General features: G+C 48.2%; 15 protein-coding genes. 3 read left to right on the top strand and 12 right to left on the bottom strand.

Going from position 1 to position 16,095, the window contains the following annotated elements; genetic code table 11:
* Positions 1 to 44: 44 nt before the first annotated feature.
* The 9 genes from murD to pheA form a co-directional block, all read right to left on the bottom strand.
* Complete coding sequence (murD, locus tag ACTRDR_RS03030; protein ID WP_440526107.1) at positions 45 to 1,412, bottom strand: UDP-N-acetylmuramoyl-L-alanine--D-glutamate ligase; 1,368 nt, start codon at positions 1,410 to 1,412, stop codon at positions 45 to 47.
* Between the two features lie 122 nt (positions 1,413 to 1,534).
* Positions 1,535 to 2,398 (bottom strand): WG repeat-containing protein, encoded by an 864-nt coding sequence (locus ACTRDR_RS03035; protein ID WP_118550555.1) that lies wholly within the window; start codon positions 2,396 to 2,398, stop codon positions 1,535 to 1,537.
* Positions 2,399 to 2,518: 120 nt separating this feature from the next.
* A complete protein-coding gene (locus ACTRDR_RS03040) occupies positions 2,519 to 2,782 on the bottom strand; it encodes a hypothetical protein (RefSeq protein ID WP_022154582.1) in 264 nt (87 codons plus the stop codon).
* A gap of 716 nt (positions 2,783 to 3,498) precedes the next feature.
* Positions 3,499 to 4,152: an HAD family hydrolase gene (locus ACTRDR_RS03045; protein ID WP_440526108.1), complete on the bottom strand. Its 654-nt coding sequence runs from the start codon at positions 4,150 to 4,152 to the stop codon at positions 3,499 to 3,501.
* 107 nt (positions 4,153 to 4,259) lie between these two features.
* On the bottom strand, positions 4,260 to 4,964 hold the full coding sequence (locus ACTRDR_RS03050; RefSeq protein ID WP_440526109.1) for a Maf family protein: 705 nt from the start codon (positions 4,962 to 4,964) through the stop codon (positions 4,260 to 4,262).
* Positions 4,957 to 7,083 (bottom strand): RNA degradosome polyphosphate kinase, encoded by a 2,127-nt coding sequence (locus ACTRDR_RS03055; protein ID WP_440526110.1) that lies wholly within the window; start codon positions 7,081 to 7,083, stop codon positions 4,957 to 4,959. Before ACTRDR_RS03055 ends, ACTRDR_RS03050 begins: the two co-directional genes overlap by 8 nt.
* Positions 7,084 to 7,101: 18 nt before the next feature.
* Positions 7,102 to 8,652, bottom strand: coding sequence for a Ppx/GppA phosphatase family protein (locus tag ACTRDR_RS03060; protein WP_440526111.1), 1,551 nt, complete (start codon positions 8,650 to 8,652; stop codon positions 7,102 to 7,104).
* 8 nt (positions 8,653 to 8,660) lie between these two features.
* Positions 8,661 to 9,947, bottom strand: coding sequence for an ATP-binding protein (locus ACTRDR_RS03065; RefSeq protein ID WP_440526112.1), 1,287 nt, complete (start codon positions 9,945 to 9,947; stop codon positions 8,661 to 8,663).
* A gap of 87 nt (positions 9,948 to 10,034) precedes the next feature.
* The gene (gene pheA / locus ACTRDR_RS03070; protein WP_440526113.1) at positions 10,035 to 11,159 is read right to left on the bottom strand and encodes a prephenate dehydratase; all 1,125 of its coding nucleotides are present in this window, start codon (positions 11,157 to 11,159) and stop codon (positions 10,035 to 10,037) included.
* Positions 11,160 to 11,375: 216 nt separating this feature from the next.
* Here pheA and ACTRDR_RS03075 point away from each other — a divergent pair, with 216 nt between their 5' ends.
* Entirely contained in the window at positions 11,376 to 12,401 is a 1,026-nt protein-coding gene (locus tag ACTRDR_RS03075; RefSeq protein ID WP_440526114.1) for a DUF5050 domain-containing protein, read from the top strand.
* Positions 12,402 to 12,470: 69 nt separating this feature from the next.
* Here ACTRDR_RS03075 and ACTRDR_RS03080 read toward each other — a convergent pair whose 3' ends face one another.
* Together ACTRDR_RS03080 and ACTRDR_RS03085 are read right to left on the bottom strand one after the other, a co-directional pair.
* Entirely contained in the window at positions 12,471 to 12,821 is a 351-nt protein-coding gene (locus ACTRDR_RS03080; protein WP_022154707.1) for an ArsR/SmtB family transcription factor, read from the bottom strand.
* An 81-nt stretch (positions 12,822 to 12,902) separates the two neighbouring features.
* A complete protein-coding gene (locus tag ACTRDR_RS03085) occupies positions 12,903 to 13,994 on the bottom strand; it encodes an FAD:protein FMN transferase (protein ID WP_440526115.1) in 1,092 nt (363 codons plus the stop codon).
* A gap of 65 nt (positions 13,995 to 14,059) precedes the next feature.
* Between ACTRDR_RS03085 and ACTRDR_RS03090 the strand changes: the two genes are divergently transcribed.
* Positions 14,060 to 14,476, top strand: a complete 417-nt coding sequence (locus ACTRDR_RS03090) for a NusG domain II-containing protein (RefSeq protein WP_440526116.1) — start codon at positions 14,060 to 14,062, stop codon at positions 14,474 to 14,476.
* Positions 14,477 to 14,754: 278 nt separating this feature from the next.
* The gene (locus tag ACTRDR_RS03095; RefSeq protein ID WP_440526117.1) at positions 14,755 to 15,252 is read left to right on the top strand and encodes a Gx transporter family protein; all 498 of its coding nucleotides are present in this window, start codon (positions 14,755 to 14,757) and stop codon (positions 15,250 to 15,252) included.
* Here ACTRDR_RS03095 and folK read toward each other — a convergent pair.
* Positions 15,230 to 16,087, bottom strand: coding sequence for a 2-amino-4-hydroxy-6-hydroxymethyldihydropteridine diphosphokinase (folK, locus tag ACTRDR_RS03100; protein WP_440526118.1), 858 nt, complete (start codon positions 16,085 to 16,087; stop codon positions 15,230 to 15,232). The two genes, ACTRDR_RS03095 and folK, sit on opposite strands and share 23 nt — an antisense overlap.
* Positions 16,088 to 16,095 lie beyond the last annotated feature (8 nt).

A 16,095-nucleotide genomic window follows, 5' to 3' on the forward strand; every position in this document is an offset into this window, starting at 1 on the left:
GCTTTTACTCCTTTATTTCTATACATTATTACTTTCTATTACTATTATTCTGCCAGACCATGCACATACTCTTTGAAAAGCTGTCCTCTGACTTCATAGTTCGGGAACATACCCCAGCTTGCACATGCCGGAGACAGAAGAACCGCATCTCCAGGTTCTGCCAGTTCCGTACACAGCTTCAGACATTCCTCATAGGTATCCGCAAAACGGATTTTATCAAACCCATGCTTCTTGGCACACTCTGCAATCTTCTCTCTGGTCTGTCCGATGAGGACGAGGCATTTTACCTTGCCGTCAAAGCTGTCGATCCACTCGTCATATTCGCTCTGCTTGTCATAACCGCCGCCGATGAGAACCGTCGGTTTGCTCATGGCTTTGATGCCCTGAATAGCGGCATCGGGATTGGTTCCCTTGGAATCGTTGTAATAATCCACACCACCCTTGGTGGCCACGAACTCGATTCTGTGCTCCACTGCGTGGAAACCGCGGATCACAGTAAGGATCGTCTCCATGGGTACCTGCATGCCCTCTGCGATAGCAATGGCTGCCATAACATTTTCCACATTGCACAATCCTACCAGATTCATATCTTTATGAATATCCATCAGCTCGTGCTCTTCGCCGTTTACGCTCTTGATGATCTTGTCATCCCGCAGGAAATAACCGTTCTCCAGCTCGTGATGGGAGGAGAACAGGACCGGAGTGGCAGGACATCTGTCGGCGAAATCTCTGGTATAATCATTGTCATAATTCAGCACACAGATATCTGCCTTCGTCTGATGGGAGGCCACTGTTTCCTTAGCCGCCACATAGGCTTCCATGGTGTGATGTCTGTTCAGGTGATCCGGTGTGATGTTCAGGATTGCGGATACCACCGGATGGAATGTATGTATGGTCTCTAACTGGAAAGAACTGATCTCTCCCACAGTAACACTGTCCTTCGAAGTCTTATCAGCTTCCAGGGTATAGGGATTACCGATGTTACCTACCACAAAAGTCTTATCCTCACCGAAGTGTGCCTTCATGATCTCACCGGTGAGTGTGGTGGTCGTCGTCTTGCCGTTGGTACCGGTAATGGCGATCACTCTGCCCTGCTCCGCAAGGAATCCCAGTTCAATCTCGCCTAAGATCTGTACGCCGCGGTCTCTCATGCGGTTCACCAGAGGAATATCCGTAGGTACTCCGGGACTTAATACTGCTGCCTGAATACTTAACTCCACATTTTCAGGAAGTTCTCCGGCGATGCAGACCGCCTGACTTCCTTCCGGAAGCTTTGCCTTCAGATCTTCCCCTGTCAATTTATCACTGCTGTCATACAGAACTACGTCTGCATTGTATTTTTCCAATAAAGCCACTGCACCGATCCCGCTGATGCCAGAGCCGATGACCAGACATTTTTGTCCTTCTAACATTTTCCTTACCATACCTTTCTGTAAAAGTCCATTAGTTCATTATAACGCATTCCCGGCGAATGGGGAAGAGAAAAATAGAAGCCCTCCAACATATATATGTCAGAGAGCTCCGGTTCATTCCGTTATTTCTGTAATTTTATAACACCTATTCCGGGTTCCCCGCCTATGTTCTGTTCCACGATCACATAGGGACCTCTCATTCCGTAAACATAATCAAATACCGGTTCCAGCCGCTCTTCCCCGTGAAGTCCCATCAATCCGTATTTTCTGACTGTCATCCGGTCGTCGATATATACATACCCGGGGATTGCGTCGTATTCCTTATTATATTCCGTCACACTAATAAAAAAGCGTGAGTCCCCGGAGAAGATCATCTCTCCCTTCGTATCCATAATACAGTACAATCCCTTGGATACAAAAGCCATGCCGTCATGGAATTCCCCTGCCAGTACTCTTCTGCCTTCCGTCGCTTCATAGGGGTAAAAATCAATCTGGATTTCTCCTTTTGTATCAATGTATGCCCACTGCTCTCCTTTTCCGTTGTGATCCGCATCCTTCACCGCGGCGAGTCCCTCGCTGAAATCCCCCACTTCATCGTATTGGCACGGGATCACACATTGCCCTGCTTCGTCAACAAAACCCCATTTTCCGTCTTTTTGAACTGCGGCATACCCTTCCGAATAATATCTGGCAGCATCGTTAGGAATATTGTTGTACTTGCAGGATGTGACCAATATCTCCTTCTCCAGATCCCACACTCCCCATTTGTCGCTCCCATTCTGTACAGCAACCATGTTGTCATTCACAAAACGAATATCTTCGTATTGTCCCGGTTCCAATACCCATGACCATTGCAGGCTTCCCACGTCTCCATTATCAAGAAATTCTTTGTAAATGGCTTCCATATTTTCATTTTTCAAAGCGCATCCGGTCAATGTATTCATCAGAAAAATAATTGCCGCCATGCACAGATATCTTTTTTTCATAGGATTGTTGTCCCTTCCGTTTTTTCACAGAATAGCACAACATAACATCAAAGTTGCATCATAACAAAAAGACCCCCGGGAACCGTTATCTGTTCCCGGGGATCTTTCGTCTGTCATTGTTTACGCTTCTACGATCAGGTATCTGCCGTCTCCGATATCGAAGACTTCATCGGCTTCCAGAATCTCATCATCCACAGCGCCGTCCACGTCCATGCCGGCTTCATCGAAATACTCGATGACATCATCCACGGAATCTACCACGACTGCCATGCACTCTTCCAGAAAATCTTCTGCTTCATCCAGAGTCTCTGCCACGGCTTCCGGAAAAAGCTGGAGCTGTTTGTCCAGGAAGCATTCCAGTACCGCATCATCATATTCACGCATACTATTACCTCCAAATTCTTACGAAAATGTCTTATTTATTCTCATCATAATATGGATATGTAGTTACGTCAATTAGTAATTCGATGTGGATGTAAATTGAGAGTTAGTGAAATATCCCCGTAGCCCTTGGCAGGGTATAAGAAACGCGACACGCTCGCGCTCTGTCGCAGAACGTAACGGTACATAAGCGGTCACAATACGACCGCTAAGTACCGACGTCTGCTTATTCTTATACCCAGCCGGGGCTACTGTTTTCCTTTAAAACAACCCTAAACTAATGAAAATAGTGGAAATTGAGTAGAAAAAAGTTCTTTAGAAGAAGCAATTCCTCTGTATCAGATCTTTTCTGTAATTATAGAGGAAATTATTTGCTCCCAAGACAATAATTCCACCATTTCCTGTTATTTGATGGATTTTAGCGGAGTCAGTAAACAGAACGCCCACGGCGGATGGAATGTCCTTCCGAGGATGTTTGTCGAAGGGTGTTGATATTTTCTTGAAAAGTGTTGAAAGACAGGGGGAAAGCGGACACGATGTCCGCGTCAGCCGATTCGCGCCATGGAGGGCGCGTGTAGGCGACCCCGTAATGATGAGAACTGTTTATCACTTTTCGTAGAAAATTCACACCCGGAGACCTTACATCGAGGAAGGATGTTCCGTTCACCGCGGGCGTTCGTGGGGATATGGCAGTCCTACGTTACGAGCCATGCTCTCAATTATTTGCAATACTTCAGCAGATCCAGCGGCTGTGCGATAATGGCGTCGGCGTGGCCTTCTTCCAGCTCCGCACGGTCACGGAATCCCCAGAGGACACCTACGGTGAAGGCGCCTGCCGCCTTGCCGGTCTTCATATCTGTGGCAGTGTCTCCCATGTAGAGCACTTCGTCTGCGGTGAGACCGAACTGGTCTAAGATGCGGAAGACTCCGGCGGGATCGGGCTTGATGGGCACGCCGTCCACCTGTCCCTGCACTACATCAAAATAGCCCTTGCCAAACAGGCTCTCGATGACATCCACGGTGGCATGGTGGGGCTTATTGGAAAGTACTGCGATCTTCATACCACGTTTCTTCAACTCTTCCAGTAGTTTTGGGATTCCTTCATAAGGCTTCACCTGATACATACAGTTTGCCTGAAAGATCTCCTTGTATCTGGCATAGGCTGCCTCAAAATGGGTAAGTTCCGTATCACCGCCCTTGATCAGTGCCCGCTTTACCAGATTGGCGGCACCGTCTCCCACAAAATATTTATAATCCTGTACTGAGAAAGGTCCATAGCCGAATTCCGCCATAGTCTTGTCTCCACTGTATTTCATACTCATGATAGAATCGGATAAGGTTCCGTCCAGGTCAAAAATTGCTGCTTTTATCATATGAATGCTCCATTCTTCCGATACTTATTATATAATCTCACGAATTCGTGCTATCGCACCAGGCATCCTGCTTTGCAGGATATTCGTTCACTAATAACGTAAATTTACTATACTGTCTGCAATCCATGCAGTTCCTGATAGACTCTTCCCACGGGAAGACCTACCACATTATTGTAATCACCCACGATGCCGCTGATATACCGGGCACAAAGCCCCTGAATGCCATATGCTCCAGCCTTGTCCATCGGATCCCCGGTAGCCACATATTCCCGGATCTGTGCATCGGTCATGGGATAAAAATGCACTGTGGTCTTCTCATGAAAAGTCAGCGTCTTCCTCTCACCATTTTCCTCATAGAGGATCGTCACGCCTGTGTATACCTCATGTCCTCTGCCCTGCAGCATAGTAAGCATGGCTACCGCGCCTTCCATATCCGCAGGCTTACCCAGGATCTTACCGTCGCAGGCGACCACGGTATCGGCTCCCAGCACAACATTATCTGTTATAGTAGTTTCTCCACTTGTCTGTTCCGGATCAAAGCCTTCGGAACCTTCATCCGTCCGGCTGACACCGGATCCTTCTTCCAGTCGTTCGGCGTCAGTAACCGAACCCTGCGATGCCATCATAGAGAAAAGCTTCTCCCACACCGCTTCCGCCTTCTGCGCCGACAACTCTTCCACCACTTTCGCAGGCTCTGTGGATGTGATCTTTTCCTCGGTCTCGCTGACCACAACTTCAAAATCAAGTCCTATCTGGGACAAGAGCTCCCGCCTCCTGGGGGAGGCGGATGCTAATATGATCTTCTTATTCATGATGTGTCTCCGGGATAAAAGTTCTGCTTTCGATGGCAGATTCTCCCGCAGCCTCCTTTGCTTTTTGAATGGCCTCCAGACAGAAAGCATCCTGAGAGTTAAACAGCTGCTTTCCTCTCTTGTCCTGCTTCTCATAGTTACCATCCGGCTGTAAAATCGAAGCCTTCACATTATCCTTCAGCTGACTGTTCAGAATATGTAGCAATTCCTCCTTCAGTTCCGGGCGATCCACCGGGAAGAGGATCTCCACACGACGCTCCAGATTACGGGGCATCCAGTCGGCACTTCCACAGTAGATCTCATAATGATCATCATTTGCAAAATAGAAAATACGGCTGTGCTCCAGGAAATTACCGACGATGGAGCGGACACTGATATTCTCGCTGACACCCGGGATCCCCACCTTCAGGCAGCAGATACCTCGAACGATCAGTTCGATTTTCACGCCTGCCGCACTCGCCTCATACAGGGCACGGATAATATCCTTGTCGCAGAGGGAGTTCATCTTCGCAATGATATGGGCTTTCTTTCCTTCCAGCGCATAATTTTTCTCCCGCTCGATCAAGTGCAGGAACTTATCCTTCAGCCATAACGGTGCCAGTGCCAGTTTGTTCCAGAACAACGGCTCCGAATAACCGGACAGCATGTTGAACACTGCCGTGGCATCCTCTCCGATGCGTTCCGCACAGGTCAACATTCCTACATCCGTATACAGCTTCGCCGTAGCATCGTTGTAGTTACCGGTGCCCAGATGAACATATCTGCGGATGCCGTCCTCTTCTCTGCGGACCACAAGCGTGATCTTGGAATGGGTCTTTAATCCCACCAGTCCGTAGATAACGTGACAGCCTGCCTTTTCCAGCATTCTCGCCCAGACAATATTATTCTCTTCATCGAAACGTGCTTTCAGTTCCACCAGAACCGTAACCTGCTTGCCGTTCTCCGCCGCCTGTGCCAGTGCCGCTATGATCGGAGAATTGCCGCTGACACGATACAGCGTCTGCTTGATGGCCAGTACTTCCGGGTCTCTCGCCGCCTGACGGATGAAATCCACCACCGGCGTAAAGCTCTGGAACGGATGATGCAGGAGAATATCCCCCTTGCGGATCTCCTCGAAAATATTGCAGCCTGCGGGAAGTGCCGGCGACTGCTGAGGTTCATACTTCGGCGTCTTTAAATGGTCAAAACCATCCAGACCGTAGATCTTCATTAATACCGTCAGATCTAAGGGACCGTCGATCTCATAAATATTCTGTGTCTCAATGTTAAGTTCCTTTTTAATGATCTTCAGCAGCCGTTTATCCATGCCGCTTTCCACTTCCAGGCGGATGGCTTCGCCCCACTGACGCTTCTTTAACTGCTTCTCGATCTCTTTTAACAGATCTGCTGCCTCATCCTCGTCAATGCTTAAGTCCGCATTACGCATGATCCGGAACGGATGGGCACAGACAATATCATAATTCAGGAACAGTTTATCCATGTTCCGTTCGATGATTTCTTCTAACAGGATGATCTTGCAGCTCTTGCCCTTGGACGGGATCCGCACCACACGGCTTAAGACGCTGGGCACCTGCACAGTGGCAAATTCCAGTTCCTCGTCGCTGTTTTTCTTCCGCACCATTGCTCCAATGTTCAGAGACTTGTTGCGGATCAGAGGAAACGGTCTGGAAGAATCCACTGCCATAGGGGTCAGTACGGGATACACATTTTCCTGAAAATACTGATCCACATACGCAGCTTCCTCCGCCGTCAGCTGTTCATGCTCTCTGATGATATGCAGACCGTTTTTTTCCAGAAGAGGGAGTAAGGAACGGTTATAAGTGGAATATTGCAGATCCACCAGTTCATGGATCGCCACATGCAGCGCCTTTAGCTGCTCTGTGGGAGTCATGCCGGCGATATCCTTTTTGGTATAGCCCGCATTCTCCATATCCTTTAAGGATGCCACCCGGATCATGAAAAATTCATCCAGGTTAGATGCTGTAATGCTTAAAAATTTCAACCGTTCAAACAGAGGGATGTTTTTATCCCTGGCTTCATTCAACACTCTGTGGTCAAAAAGCACCCAGCTGAGTTCCCGGTTGGTATAATACTTGGGATCACTGAAATTGATTTCCATATTGTCCTGCTGCCTCCCTTAAAATTTCTTCTTCTGCCGAATCACCGGTGTGATGCTATATACTTCTTTGAAAAATTCCGTGTTCGTCTGGAAGAATCCTCTTTCCAGCGTAATATCTTCCTGGGTATCTATTTTCAGGATCAGTTCGTTATCCTGCAGTGTAGCCTTCACACCCTTCATTTTCTGTTTGTGGCTGCGGTCCAGACTGTTGCCCAGTCGCAATATAGCTGTCAATTTCGCTACAATCAAATAGCTCTCCTTATCCAGTCCCTGGGGACGATCCTGTGCCTGCCCGTAATACACGAAATTACTGTGATTAAAACGCACCACATTAGCTACGATCTCACGCTCCATATGGGAAAGTCCGATCATCTCCGTCGCCATGATAATATCATAGGACGCTTCTCCGATATTGATCATGCTGATATATTTTCCACAGTCATGCAAGATCGCAGCCAGGCGCAGATACAAGCGCTCTCTCTGGCCCATGCCGTGGACCTTTTTCATACTGTCAAAAATCGTTGTGGTGATATGTTCCAGGGTATCCGCTCTCCTGGTACTGCCGTTGTAGCGTTTGCTGATATTCATAGCGCAGGCAATAATATCCTCCGCAAAATCATGTTCTCCCCGGAGTAATTTATTCTGCTCCGCATATTCATAAGCGATACCATCGCACAATGTGACACCCGGTGCCCAGATCAGCGCCGCTCCCATCAGTTCGGAGATACGTTTGGTCAGAACCGCACTGATATACACAAGAGGGACTTTTTCCTCCGCAATATCCATCCGCTTTGCAAGCTCCGTGGTTCCTCTGGTCCGAAGTGCCTCCATCAGCTGGTTAAATGCCTTACTGTCCACCATGGCATTTCCGTCTCCCCGCTCATGTGCCTTCCGCACTGCCCAGGGTGACAGATAATCATCCACAATAATGATATTTTTGATCTCACGATCCTTAAGATACAGCTTTTTATAATCATCTAACTGTGCCGTAGCCAGTTCGTCCACCAGCTGCTCCATCTGGGCACTGCCCGCATTCAGATGATTCAACAGCTCCTGTAAACGCAATACACCAAGGCGTAAGTTCTGGGTCGATACCAGAGTATCCTTGTCAAACAGGGATATCTGAATACTTCCGCCTCCAATGTCCAGAATCGCCGTCTTCTCCTCGATGATCCTGCGGAACGTCTCCCCTTTGGAGGCAATCGACTTGTAATCCAAAAATCTCTGCTCGGAGTTGCTTAAGATCTCTACCCGGATGCCGGTGCGCTGCTCAATCTGATCCTGCAGGATCAGGGTATTCTCCGTCTCACGGATGGCACTGGTGCCGTATGCCTTATAAGCGATCACCTTATAAGATTCCATGATCTGTGCGAATTCTTTCAGGGTATGACACAGATCATCCATTTTTTCATTGCTGATCTTCCCATTGGCGTAGGTATCCGATCCCAGATCGATTCTCTGGCGGATACAGTCGATCTCCCGCATGGTATTTTTCCCCGAAAAATCAAATATTTTCATGGTGAGTTCGAAACTGCCCACATCGATGGCAGCGAAAGTTTTTACACTCATAGGGTTCCTCACTTTCCTAACAGGTAATCAATGAACTGCTGGGCACTTCTTCCGGACAATCCGCCGTGGGACAGTTCCCATTTATTAGCCTCCAGTAAAAGCTCCTCTTCCGGCGTCTCCACATGATAACGCTCCGCCAGTGTCTTTACGATATTCTGGAATTCCTTTTTATTGGGAGCACCGAAGTAAATAGTCACACCAAATCGATATACCAGCGACAGCTTCTCCTGTACGGTATCACTGGTGTGCATATCCTCACGGGTCTCTTCCTTGTCGCTGTAATTCTCACGGATGAGATGACGACGGTTGGATGTCGCATAGATCAGAACATTCTCCGGCTTTTTCTCCAGTCCGCCCTCGATGACTGCCTTGAGGTATTTGTACTCGATCTCAAATTCTTCAAAGCTTAAGTCATCCATGTAAATAATGAATTTATAATTACGGTTCTTGATCTGACTGATGACCGTATTCAGATCCTGGAACTGGTGCTTGTAGACCTCGATAATACGCAGTCCCCTGTCATAATATTCATTGGCAATAGCTTTGATGCTTGAGGATTTACCGGTGCCGGCATCGCCAAACAGCAGACAGTTATTGGCCTTTTTCCCATTCACAAATGCCTCAGTGTTGTCCACCAGCTTTTTCTTGGGAAGCTCGTAGCCTACCAGATCATCCAGCTTCACATGGGCAATATTCAAAATCGGAACGATATGTACTCCTTCCTCATCATGGGTGATGCGGAAAGACTTGTGCAGCCCGAATTTACCGACGCCGTATTCTTTATAGAACTGGGTCAGGGTAGCCTTCATCTCTTCAGCTGTTCCGTCTGCGCAAAACTTCTCCGCCAGCTCACAGATTCGGGCGCAGATCCGTTTATTATAGACCTTGCTCTCCTGCATGCTGCTGGCATAATCTTCTATTAAGGAAAATTCCGGTACCTTAAGTGTCTCCATCATGGGAGCAAAATCAAAATCATAGAATTCCTTGAAAATGCGGATATCATGCAGCGCCGCATCGTTGATGGAGCCGGCGATCTCTCCGCGGATCTCACAACCGCAGCTGTAACTGTTCTCGTTGTTCACCAAAAGATTTGCCAGGTAACAATGCCACAGATTCCCATGAAATCCGTAATTACCCGCCAGGTCGATCAGATCATGGATGCACTCGTAAAACAGTGCCGCCATATCCTCCGTATTGTAATATTCATCATCGTAATGAGACATGAGAAATGCCATATCATACAGCAGTTCCCCATCCTCAAAATCACGATATACGATCAGTTCTTTTTCTCTCATATGTCTAACCTTCTTGTCTTATGTTTTAACTATTCAGAGCTATGTAACTATTATCGAATGGTCGTCGAATGCTTGCATTCATAATACTTAGTAATTGCCCAGGATCTTCATGCTGCGGGCTTCTTCCCGAAGTCCCCGCAGTGCGTTCTTCACTGCACTGTCCGCAAGGTTCCCCTCAAAATCGATGAAGAAACGATACTCCCAGTTCCGGTCGGGAATGGGACGGCTCTCGATCTTGGTCATATTCAGATTATTGTAAATAAAATGGGACAGAATGTGATACAGAGATCCGCTCTCGTGGGGAATCTCCAGACACAGACTGATCTTGTTGGCATTTTTACGGAAAATCTTCTGATTCGTCACAATGATAAAACGGGTGGAATTACTGTCGGAATCATTGATCCCTTTTTTCAGAATTTCCAGTCCGTAGGTTTCTCCCGCGTATTCGCTGGCGATAGCCGCCTGGGTTTTATCCTTTTCCTTCGCCACTTTTAATGCTGCGAAAGCGTTGTTCTGCATACTGATCTGCTGCCAGTCATGGTCCGCAAGATATCTGGCACTCTGCATCAGGGACTGGGGATGGGAATAGACTCTTTTGATCTCTTCCATCTTCGTCCCGGGCAGTGCCAACAGACAATGCTCGATGGGAATGACCTGCTCTCCTACGATATAATTCTCGAATTCTACCAGCAGATCATAGATCTCATTCACGATTCCGGCGGTGGAATTCTCAATGGGAAGTACCGCGAAATCCGCGCTGCCTTCATCAATGGCACTCATGGCATCCCGGAAAGTTTCCACATGGAAGGCATTGACATTTTCCCCGAAAAATCTGCGCATGGCAGCCTGGGAATAAGATCCCTCCGCTCCCTGGTAGACCACTCTGGCACAGTCGGTTTCCAGTTCTTCCACGCCGATAAAAGGAAGCCTTCCTTCACTTCCGTGGGCGGCTAACAACTGGTACTGAAGTTTCCGGCTCATGGACATGATCTGTTCAAACAGTTCCTCTACGCCGTGGCTGTTGAAATCGTTGTGGGTCAGTGCCTTGACACCGGCGATCTTCTCCTGCTCACGCTGCTTGTCAAATACTTTTTTCCCTGTCTCTATTTTATATTCCGCCACCTGTCTGCTGACATCCATGCGCTTCTCATAGAGATCCACGATCTGCCTGTCGATGGTGTCGATCTGTTGTCTTAACTGTGATAAATCCATGCTGTTCTCCTTAACTTAACTGATATCCGCGAATTGCTCCGCTGCAAAGAAGCTCCCGCAATTCTCAAACATTCGGAATTCGCTGGCTCCAAATGTAACTATTCAGAATAGTTACATTCTATATCAATTTCACCTTGTTCGCAAGCAAGAAGCACGGTATAATATTATATATTACACAAACTTTACATTCCATCTTGTTGGAAAGAAGGTTAACACATGAAAGATAAAAAAGCCTTGTTCATTTTAATTCCTTTTCTTCTGTTCGTGATCATCGTCGGCGCACTTGCCATCGTGGGCGACCGGATCCCCGACAATCCCCCGGAGACCGTAGGCAATACCGCGGGCAATCTGAACAATTCCGGTTACTTCTGTGAGTACGACGGAACGGTGTATTTTGCCAATGCTTACGACAACAACACCCTGTACTCCATGGATCCTTCGGAGCAGAATATCAAAAAACTCGGCAACGCTTCCGTGGAAAATATTTTAGCCGGAGGAAACTACCTCTACTATTACCAGACCGGAGCTTCCGGGGATGCCGGTATCGGTGCCCTGCGCACCGTTCGTTCCTTTAACCGCTGTAAGTTAAACGGTACGGATGTGACCGGGCTTACCAGAGATCCCATCGTTTCCGCCCAACTGGTGGGAAGTAACCTCTATATTATGACCGTGGGTGATAACGGACCTTTATTTTACCGCATGGGAATCGACAAATCCGACAAAACGGATCTGGCAGATTACGAGATCAATCCCGCCTGTGCCGTGAACGGTACCATCTATTACAACGGTACTCAGGAAAATCATTATCTCTATGCGCTGAATACCTCGACGGACAGCATCTCCACTCTATGGGACGGCAATCTGTGGTACCCTATTGCACAGGGTGACTATATCTACTATATGGATGTGGAAAATAATTACAGACTCTGCCGCTACTCTTTGTCCCGGAATGAGGTGGAAGTCCTGACCGAAGAGCGGATCGACTGCTTCAATGTAGGATACGGCTATGTATACTATCAGGTGAACGGCGAAGAGGCATGCCTGAAATGCATGCGGGATGATGGCAGTGATTCCCGGGTCATTGCAGAGGGCAATTATACTGCCATCCATATGACTTCCCAGTATGTTTATTTCCAGATGTTCGGAGATACTTCCACCTGGTATCACTCCCCTTTGGGCAGTCAGAGCTACAGCGGATTTGATGCAGCCAGACAGGCAGCACTGGATGCATTGAAAAAATAATGACAGGCAACAAGAGCCGCAGACATTTCGCCTGCGGCTCTTATTTTTCGTTCCTGTTGCAAATTATTTTCAGCCTTCTTCGATATGATTCAGACCCTGATTCAGGATCGTGATGATATGGTCATCTGCCAACGCATAAAAAATCGTCTTGCCATCTCTGCGGTTTTTCACCAGATCCATCTGCTTCAATACCCGCAGCTGATGAGAAATAGCAGACTGAGACATGCCCAGCAGCGTGGCAATATCATACACACACATCTCAGAGCACAACAGTACCGACAAAATTTTTAATCTCGTTGCATCTCCAAACACTTTGAAAAACTCTGCCAGATCCTGAAGTTCCTCTTCCGGCGGCATCTTCTCATCGATCTGTCTTATGGTCTCCGGATCAGCGGAGAGATAACTATTCTTCTCTTCCATCGTAATCTCCATTATCATTGCTGTATCAGCGGATGCCTGCCGCACCTGCTGTTATCTACGGTTGACTATATTTACTATACACTATTTCTGAGAATTCGACAAATGGAAATATTGCTGCATCCCCTCTGTCATGGTAATCGTCCCCGCATGGTCGATGAACAATGCTTCTGCATCGTATTTTTCCAGGAGCTTCTGTCCTTCCTCCGATCCCAATACAAAGCAGGCGGTAGACAGCGCATCACTTAAAAATCCGTCCTTGGTCACGATGGTAACTCCCGCCACATCGCTGCGCGCCGGGGAGCCGGTCCGGGGATCCAGTATATGATGATATCTGACACCATCCACTTCCACGTACCGCTCATAATCTCCAGAAGTGGATACACAGTACCCGCCAGCCAGCGTCAGCACTCCTGCACTTTGCGAAGGCTCCAGCGGATCTGTCACCGCAATCTGCCAGGTGCCGCCCTCCGGCTTGTTTCCATAGGTTAAAATGCTGCCTCCCACAGAGATCACGGCTCCGCTTACCTCCGGATATTCCTCCAGGGTCTTCCGGATCTCATCCAGTGCCACCCCTTTTCCCACTGCTCCGAGGTCTATCTGCATTCCCGCCGGAATACTCACCACTGTACTGTTCGTCCGTTGTTCCAATATCATCTGCTTCCAGCCTGCCAAAGCGCATGCCTGTTCTATTTCCTCCCGCTCCGGAAGTTCATAGTCCTGCGGGTCATCTGCTGCCGCCCAGGTATCAATGTCCCACAGTCGGCTGAGCTTACCGATGCTCACATCGAAAGCCCCACCTGTCTGTTCCGAGATCTGCAGGCATCGTTTCAGCCAGCCTGCCATCGCGGCGGAGACCTGTATCGGTCCCTTTCCGGCAGTTGCATTGATCTTCGCCACTTCCGCACTATCCAACCGCCAGGAAAGTTCCTGTTGTTCCAAGTCGTTTAGTTTTTGCAAAACAACGTCCGTTACCTTTTCATCTGTTTTTCCGTTCGTTGCAGTCGGGGAATTTCCGGTGACATAAACAGTCTGGGAGATCACAGTTCCCATGGCGGTATCTATGCTATTTTCGCATTCGGTCTGCTGTCCGCAGCCTCCGAGAAAAAGTGCCAGGATCATTGCAAAAAGCGTTGCCAGGCGCACCGCCCACGGCATTTTCAAATACTTCTTCATTTTTTACATTCCTTTTGCTATACTGTTCTCATCGAAAGGAGTTCCTTATTCCTATGAATGCTTCCATGAATGATCGAAAAAAAGCAGTTCTCCTTGCAGCAGTTCTGCTTGTAATAGCCATCCTTTGCGGAATCCGGATCTATGCGGTCTCCCACAGTTCCACCGGAAACGGTCAGGCACTCTATGCTGACATTTATCAAAGCGGTGAATTACTTGAGACCATCCGTCTGGACACAGTGACTGACGAATATACCTTTGAAGTTCCGGGAGAGGGTGGCGCCTCGAACACCGTCTGCGTCCGTCCGGGCAGCATCGCCATTATCTCTGCCAATTGTCCGGATCAGATCTGTGTGCATCAGGGATTTATCAGCACCTCACTGCTTCCCATCACCTGTCTGCCTAACCGGCTGGTGATCCGGGTCAGGGAAGAGGCTGCCTGTTTGGATGACACGACGCTCGTCCCGGACGGCGTGACCTATTGATAGAATATCATGATGCCAGGGTCAAAAGGTCTAAGCCCACTTGAGCTTGCTCATAAGTGGGTGAAAGACCTTAGGACCCGCCCCGATATGAGCATAAAAGTGGGATGATAATCCCACGATATGCGAATATTGGGTAGGATTGTGGGAGTGCATAGCACGGAGCAATCCGTAGGCATCAAAGTCGGGGGCTTTTGACCCCGACATCATATCATTTTTGCCTGCACTGCGTTTACGAATTACAAAAACACGGAGATTATGGAGATGATACGGAGATGATTATGAAACCACCCATAGCTACCAAAAAACTAACGACGCTTTCCCTGCTCTCTGCCATTGCGCTAGCGCTGTATGCCGTGGAAAGCGCTCTGCCCCCCATTGTTCCGATCCCCGGCATTAAGCTGGGGCTTGCCAATATAATAACGCTTGTTGTTCTATGGAAATATTCCGCAAAAGATGCTTTTTTCGTGCTTTTGGTGCGGATTCTTTTAGCGACCCTGTTCTTCGGTCAGGCCATCAGTCTCCTGTACAGTCTCTCCGGCGGTCTCCTGTGCCTTCTGGCAATGGTATTTGTGCAACGGCTGTTGCATGGACATTATCTGTTCCTTGCAAGTATGACCGGAGCTGTTTTTCATAATCTGGGGCAGATCGGTGTTGCGTTTTTACTGACTTCTGTTCCCGCTGTGCTGGTCTATCTGCCGTTTTTACTGTTAAGCGGTCTGGTGACCGGTCTGTTCATCGGTCTCTGTGCCCGTTTTACGCTTCGTTTCCTTCCGTAAGATCCACAGGAAGCTCCGACAGCATCTGTGTTACGGTCTTATGCGTAATAGGATGACGGAAATTCGGTGCCAGCTCACTTAAAGGCTTCAGTACAAAATAACGATTCTCCATATCGATATGTGGGATCACCAGATCCTCGGAAGCATACACCAGATCATCATAGAAGATAATATCCAGATCCAGTGTCCGGGGACCCCAGTGAAGCTTACGTTCTCTTCCTTCCATCTGCTCAATACGGTGCAGCTCCTGTAATAATTCTTCCGGTGCAAGCAACGTTCGGATCTCAAACATTCCATTTACGAAATTATCCTGCTCTACGACGCCATAAGGCAGTGTCTCCAACAGCTCCGACACCTTTTCCACTCTGATGTCTTTGTTCTTCTGAAGCTGTCCCAAAGCCTGCGCAATATGCTCTCTGCTGTCTCCCATATTGGAACCCACGGCAATATAGGCTTCATGCCATTCCCTGTGAATTGCCACAGATACACTGCCAAAGGGTAACGGAATCGGAGCCTCAGGCTTGCGGATCTCCAGATCCAGTCCCTGTATAAGCGGAAAATGCTGTAATACTTCGTAAGCAGTCCGCTCCGCCACCGTTTCGATCAGTTGAAAAGTATGCTGCTGCATGAACTCCGTGATAAACTGGCAGACCTCTCCGTAATTGGTGGAGAGACTTAAGTCATCCGCCAGTCCTGCCGGACGGGTATTTGTATACAACGTGGCATTCACATAAAAATGCTGTCCTTTTTCATTTTCTTCCGGATATACGCCGTGATGCGCATATACTTCCAGTTCTTCGATACGGATCTGGTCCTCATAAGTGCTGTTTTTCATTTGCCGCC

Source organism: Simiaoa sp. (genome assembly GCF_051972595.1).
Taxonomy (GTDB): domain Bacteria; phylum Bacillota; class Clostridia; order Lachnospirales; family Lachnospiraceae; genus Acetatifactor; species Acetatifactor hominis.

Coding starts and splice junctions, on each gene's coding strand:
- murD (WP_440526107.1), bottom strand. CDS start 1,412: ATGTTAGAAGGACAAAAATGTCTGGTCATCGGCTCTGGCATCAGCGGG.
- ACTRDR_RS03035 (WP_118550555.1), bottom strand. CDS start 2,398: ATGAAAAAAAGATATCTGTGCATGGCGGCAATTATTTTTCTGATGAAT.
- ACTRDR_RS03040 (WP_022154582.1), bottom strand. CDS start 2,782: ATGCGTGAATATGATGATGCGGTACTGGAATGCTTCCTGGACAAACAG.
- ACTRDR_RS03045 (WP_440526108.1), bottom strand. CDS start 4,152: ATGATAAAAGCAGCAATTTTTGACCTGGACGGAACCTTATCCGATTCT.
- ACTRDR_RS03050 (WP_440526109.1), bottom strand. CDS start 4,964: ATGAATAAGAAGATCATATTAGCATCCGCCTCCCCCAGGAGGCGGGAG.
- ACTRDR_RS03055 (WP_440526110.1), bottom strand. CDS start 7,083: ATGGAAATCAATTTCAGTGATCCCAAGTATTATACCAACCGGGAACTC.
- ACTRDR_RS03060 (WP_440526111.1), bottom strand. CDS start 8,652: ATGAGTGTAAAAACTTTCGCTGCCATCGATGTGGGCAGTTTCGAACTC.
- ACTRDR_RS03065 (WP_440526112.1), bottom strand. CDS start 9,947: ATGAGAGAAAAAGAACTGATCGTATATCGTGATTTTGAGGATGGGGAA.
- pheA (WP_440526113.1), bottom strand. CDS start 11,159: ATGGATTTATCACAGTTAAGACAACAGATCGACACCATCGACAGGCAG.
- ACTRDR_RS03075 (WP_440526114.1), top strand. CDS start 11,376: ATGAAAGATAAAAAAGCCTTGTTCATTTTAATTCCTTTTCTTCTGTTC.
- ACTRDR_RS03080 (WP_022154707.1), bottom strand. CDS start 12,821: ATGGAAGAGAAGAATAGTTATCTCTCCGCTGATCCGGAGACCATAAGA.
- ACTRDR_RS03085 (WP_440526115.1), bottom strand. CDS start 13,994: ATGAAGAAGTATTTGAAAATGCCGTGGGCGGTGCGCCTGGCAACGCTT.
- ACTRDR_RS03090 (WP_440526116.1), top strand. CDS start 14,060: ATGAATGATCGAAAAAAAGCAGTTCTCCTTGCAGCAGTTCTGCTTGTA.
- ACTRDR_RS03095 (WP_440526117.1), top strand. CDS start 14,755: ATGAAACCACCCATAGCTACCAAAAAACTAACGACGCTTTCCCTGCTC.
- folK (WP_440526118.1), bottom strand. CDS start 16,087: ATGAAAAACAGCACTTATGAGGACCAGATCCGTATCGAAGAACTGGAA.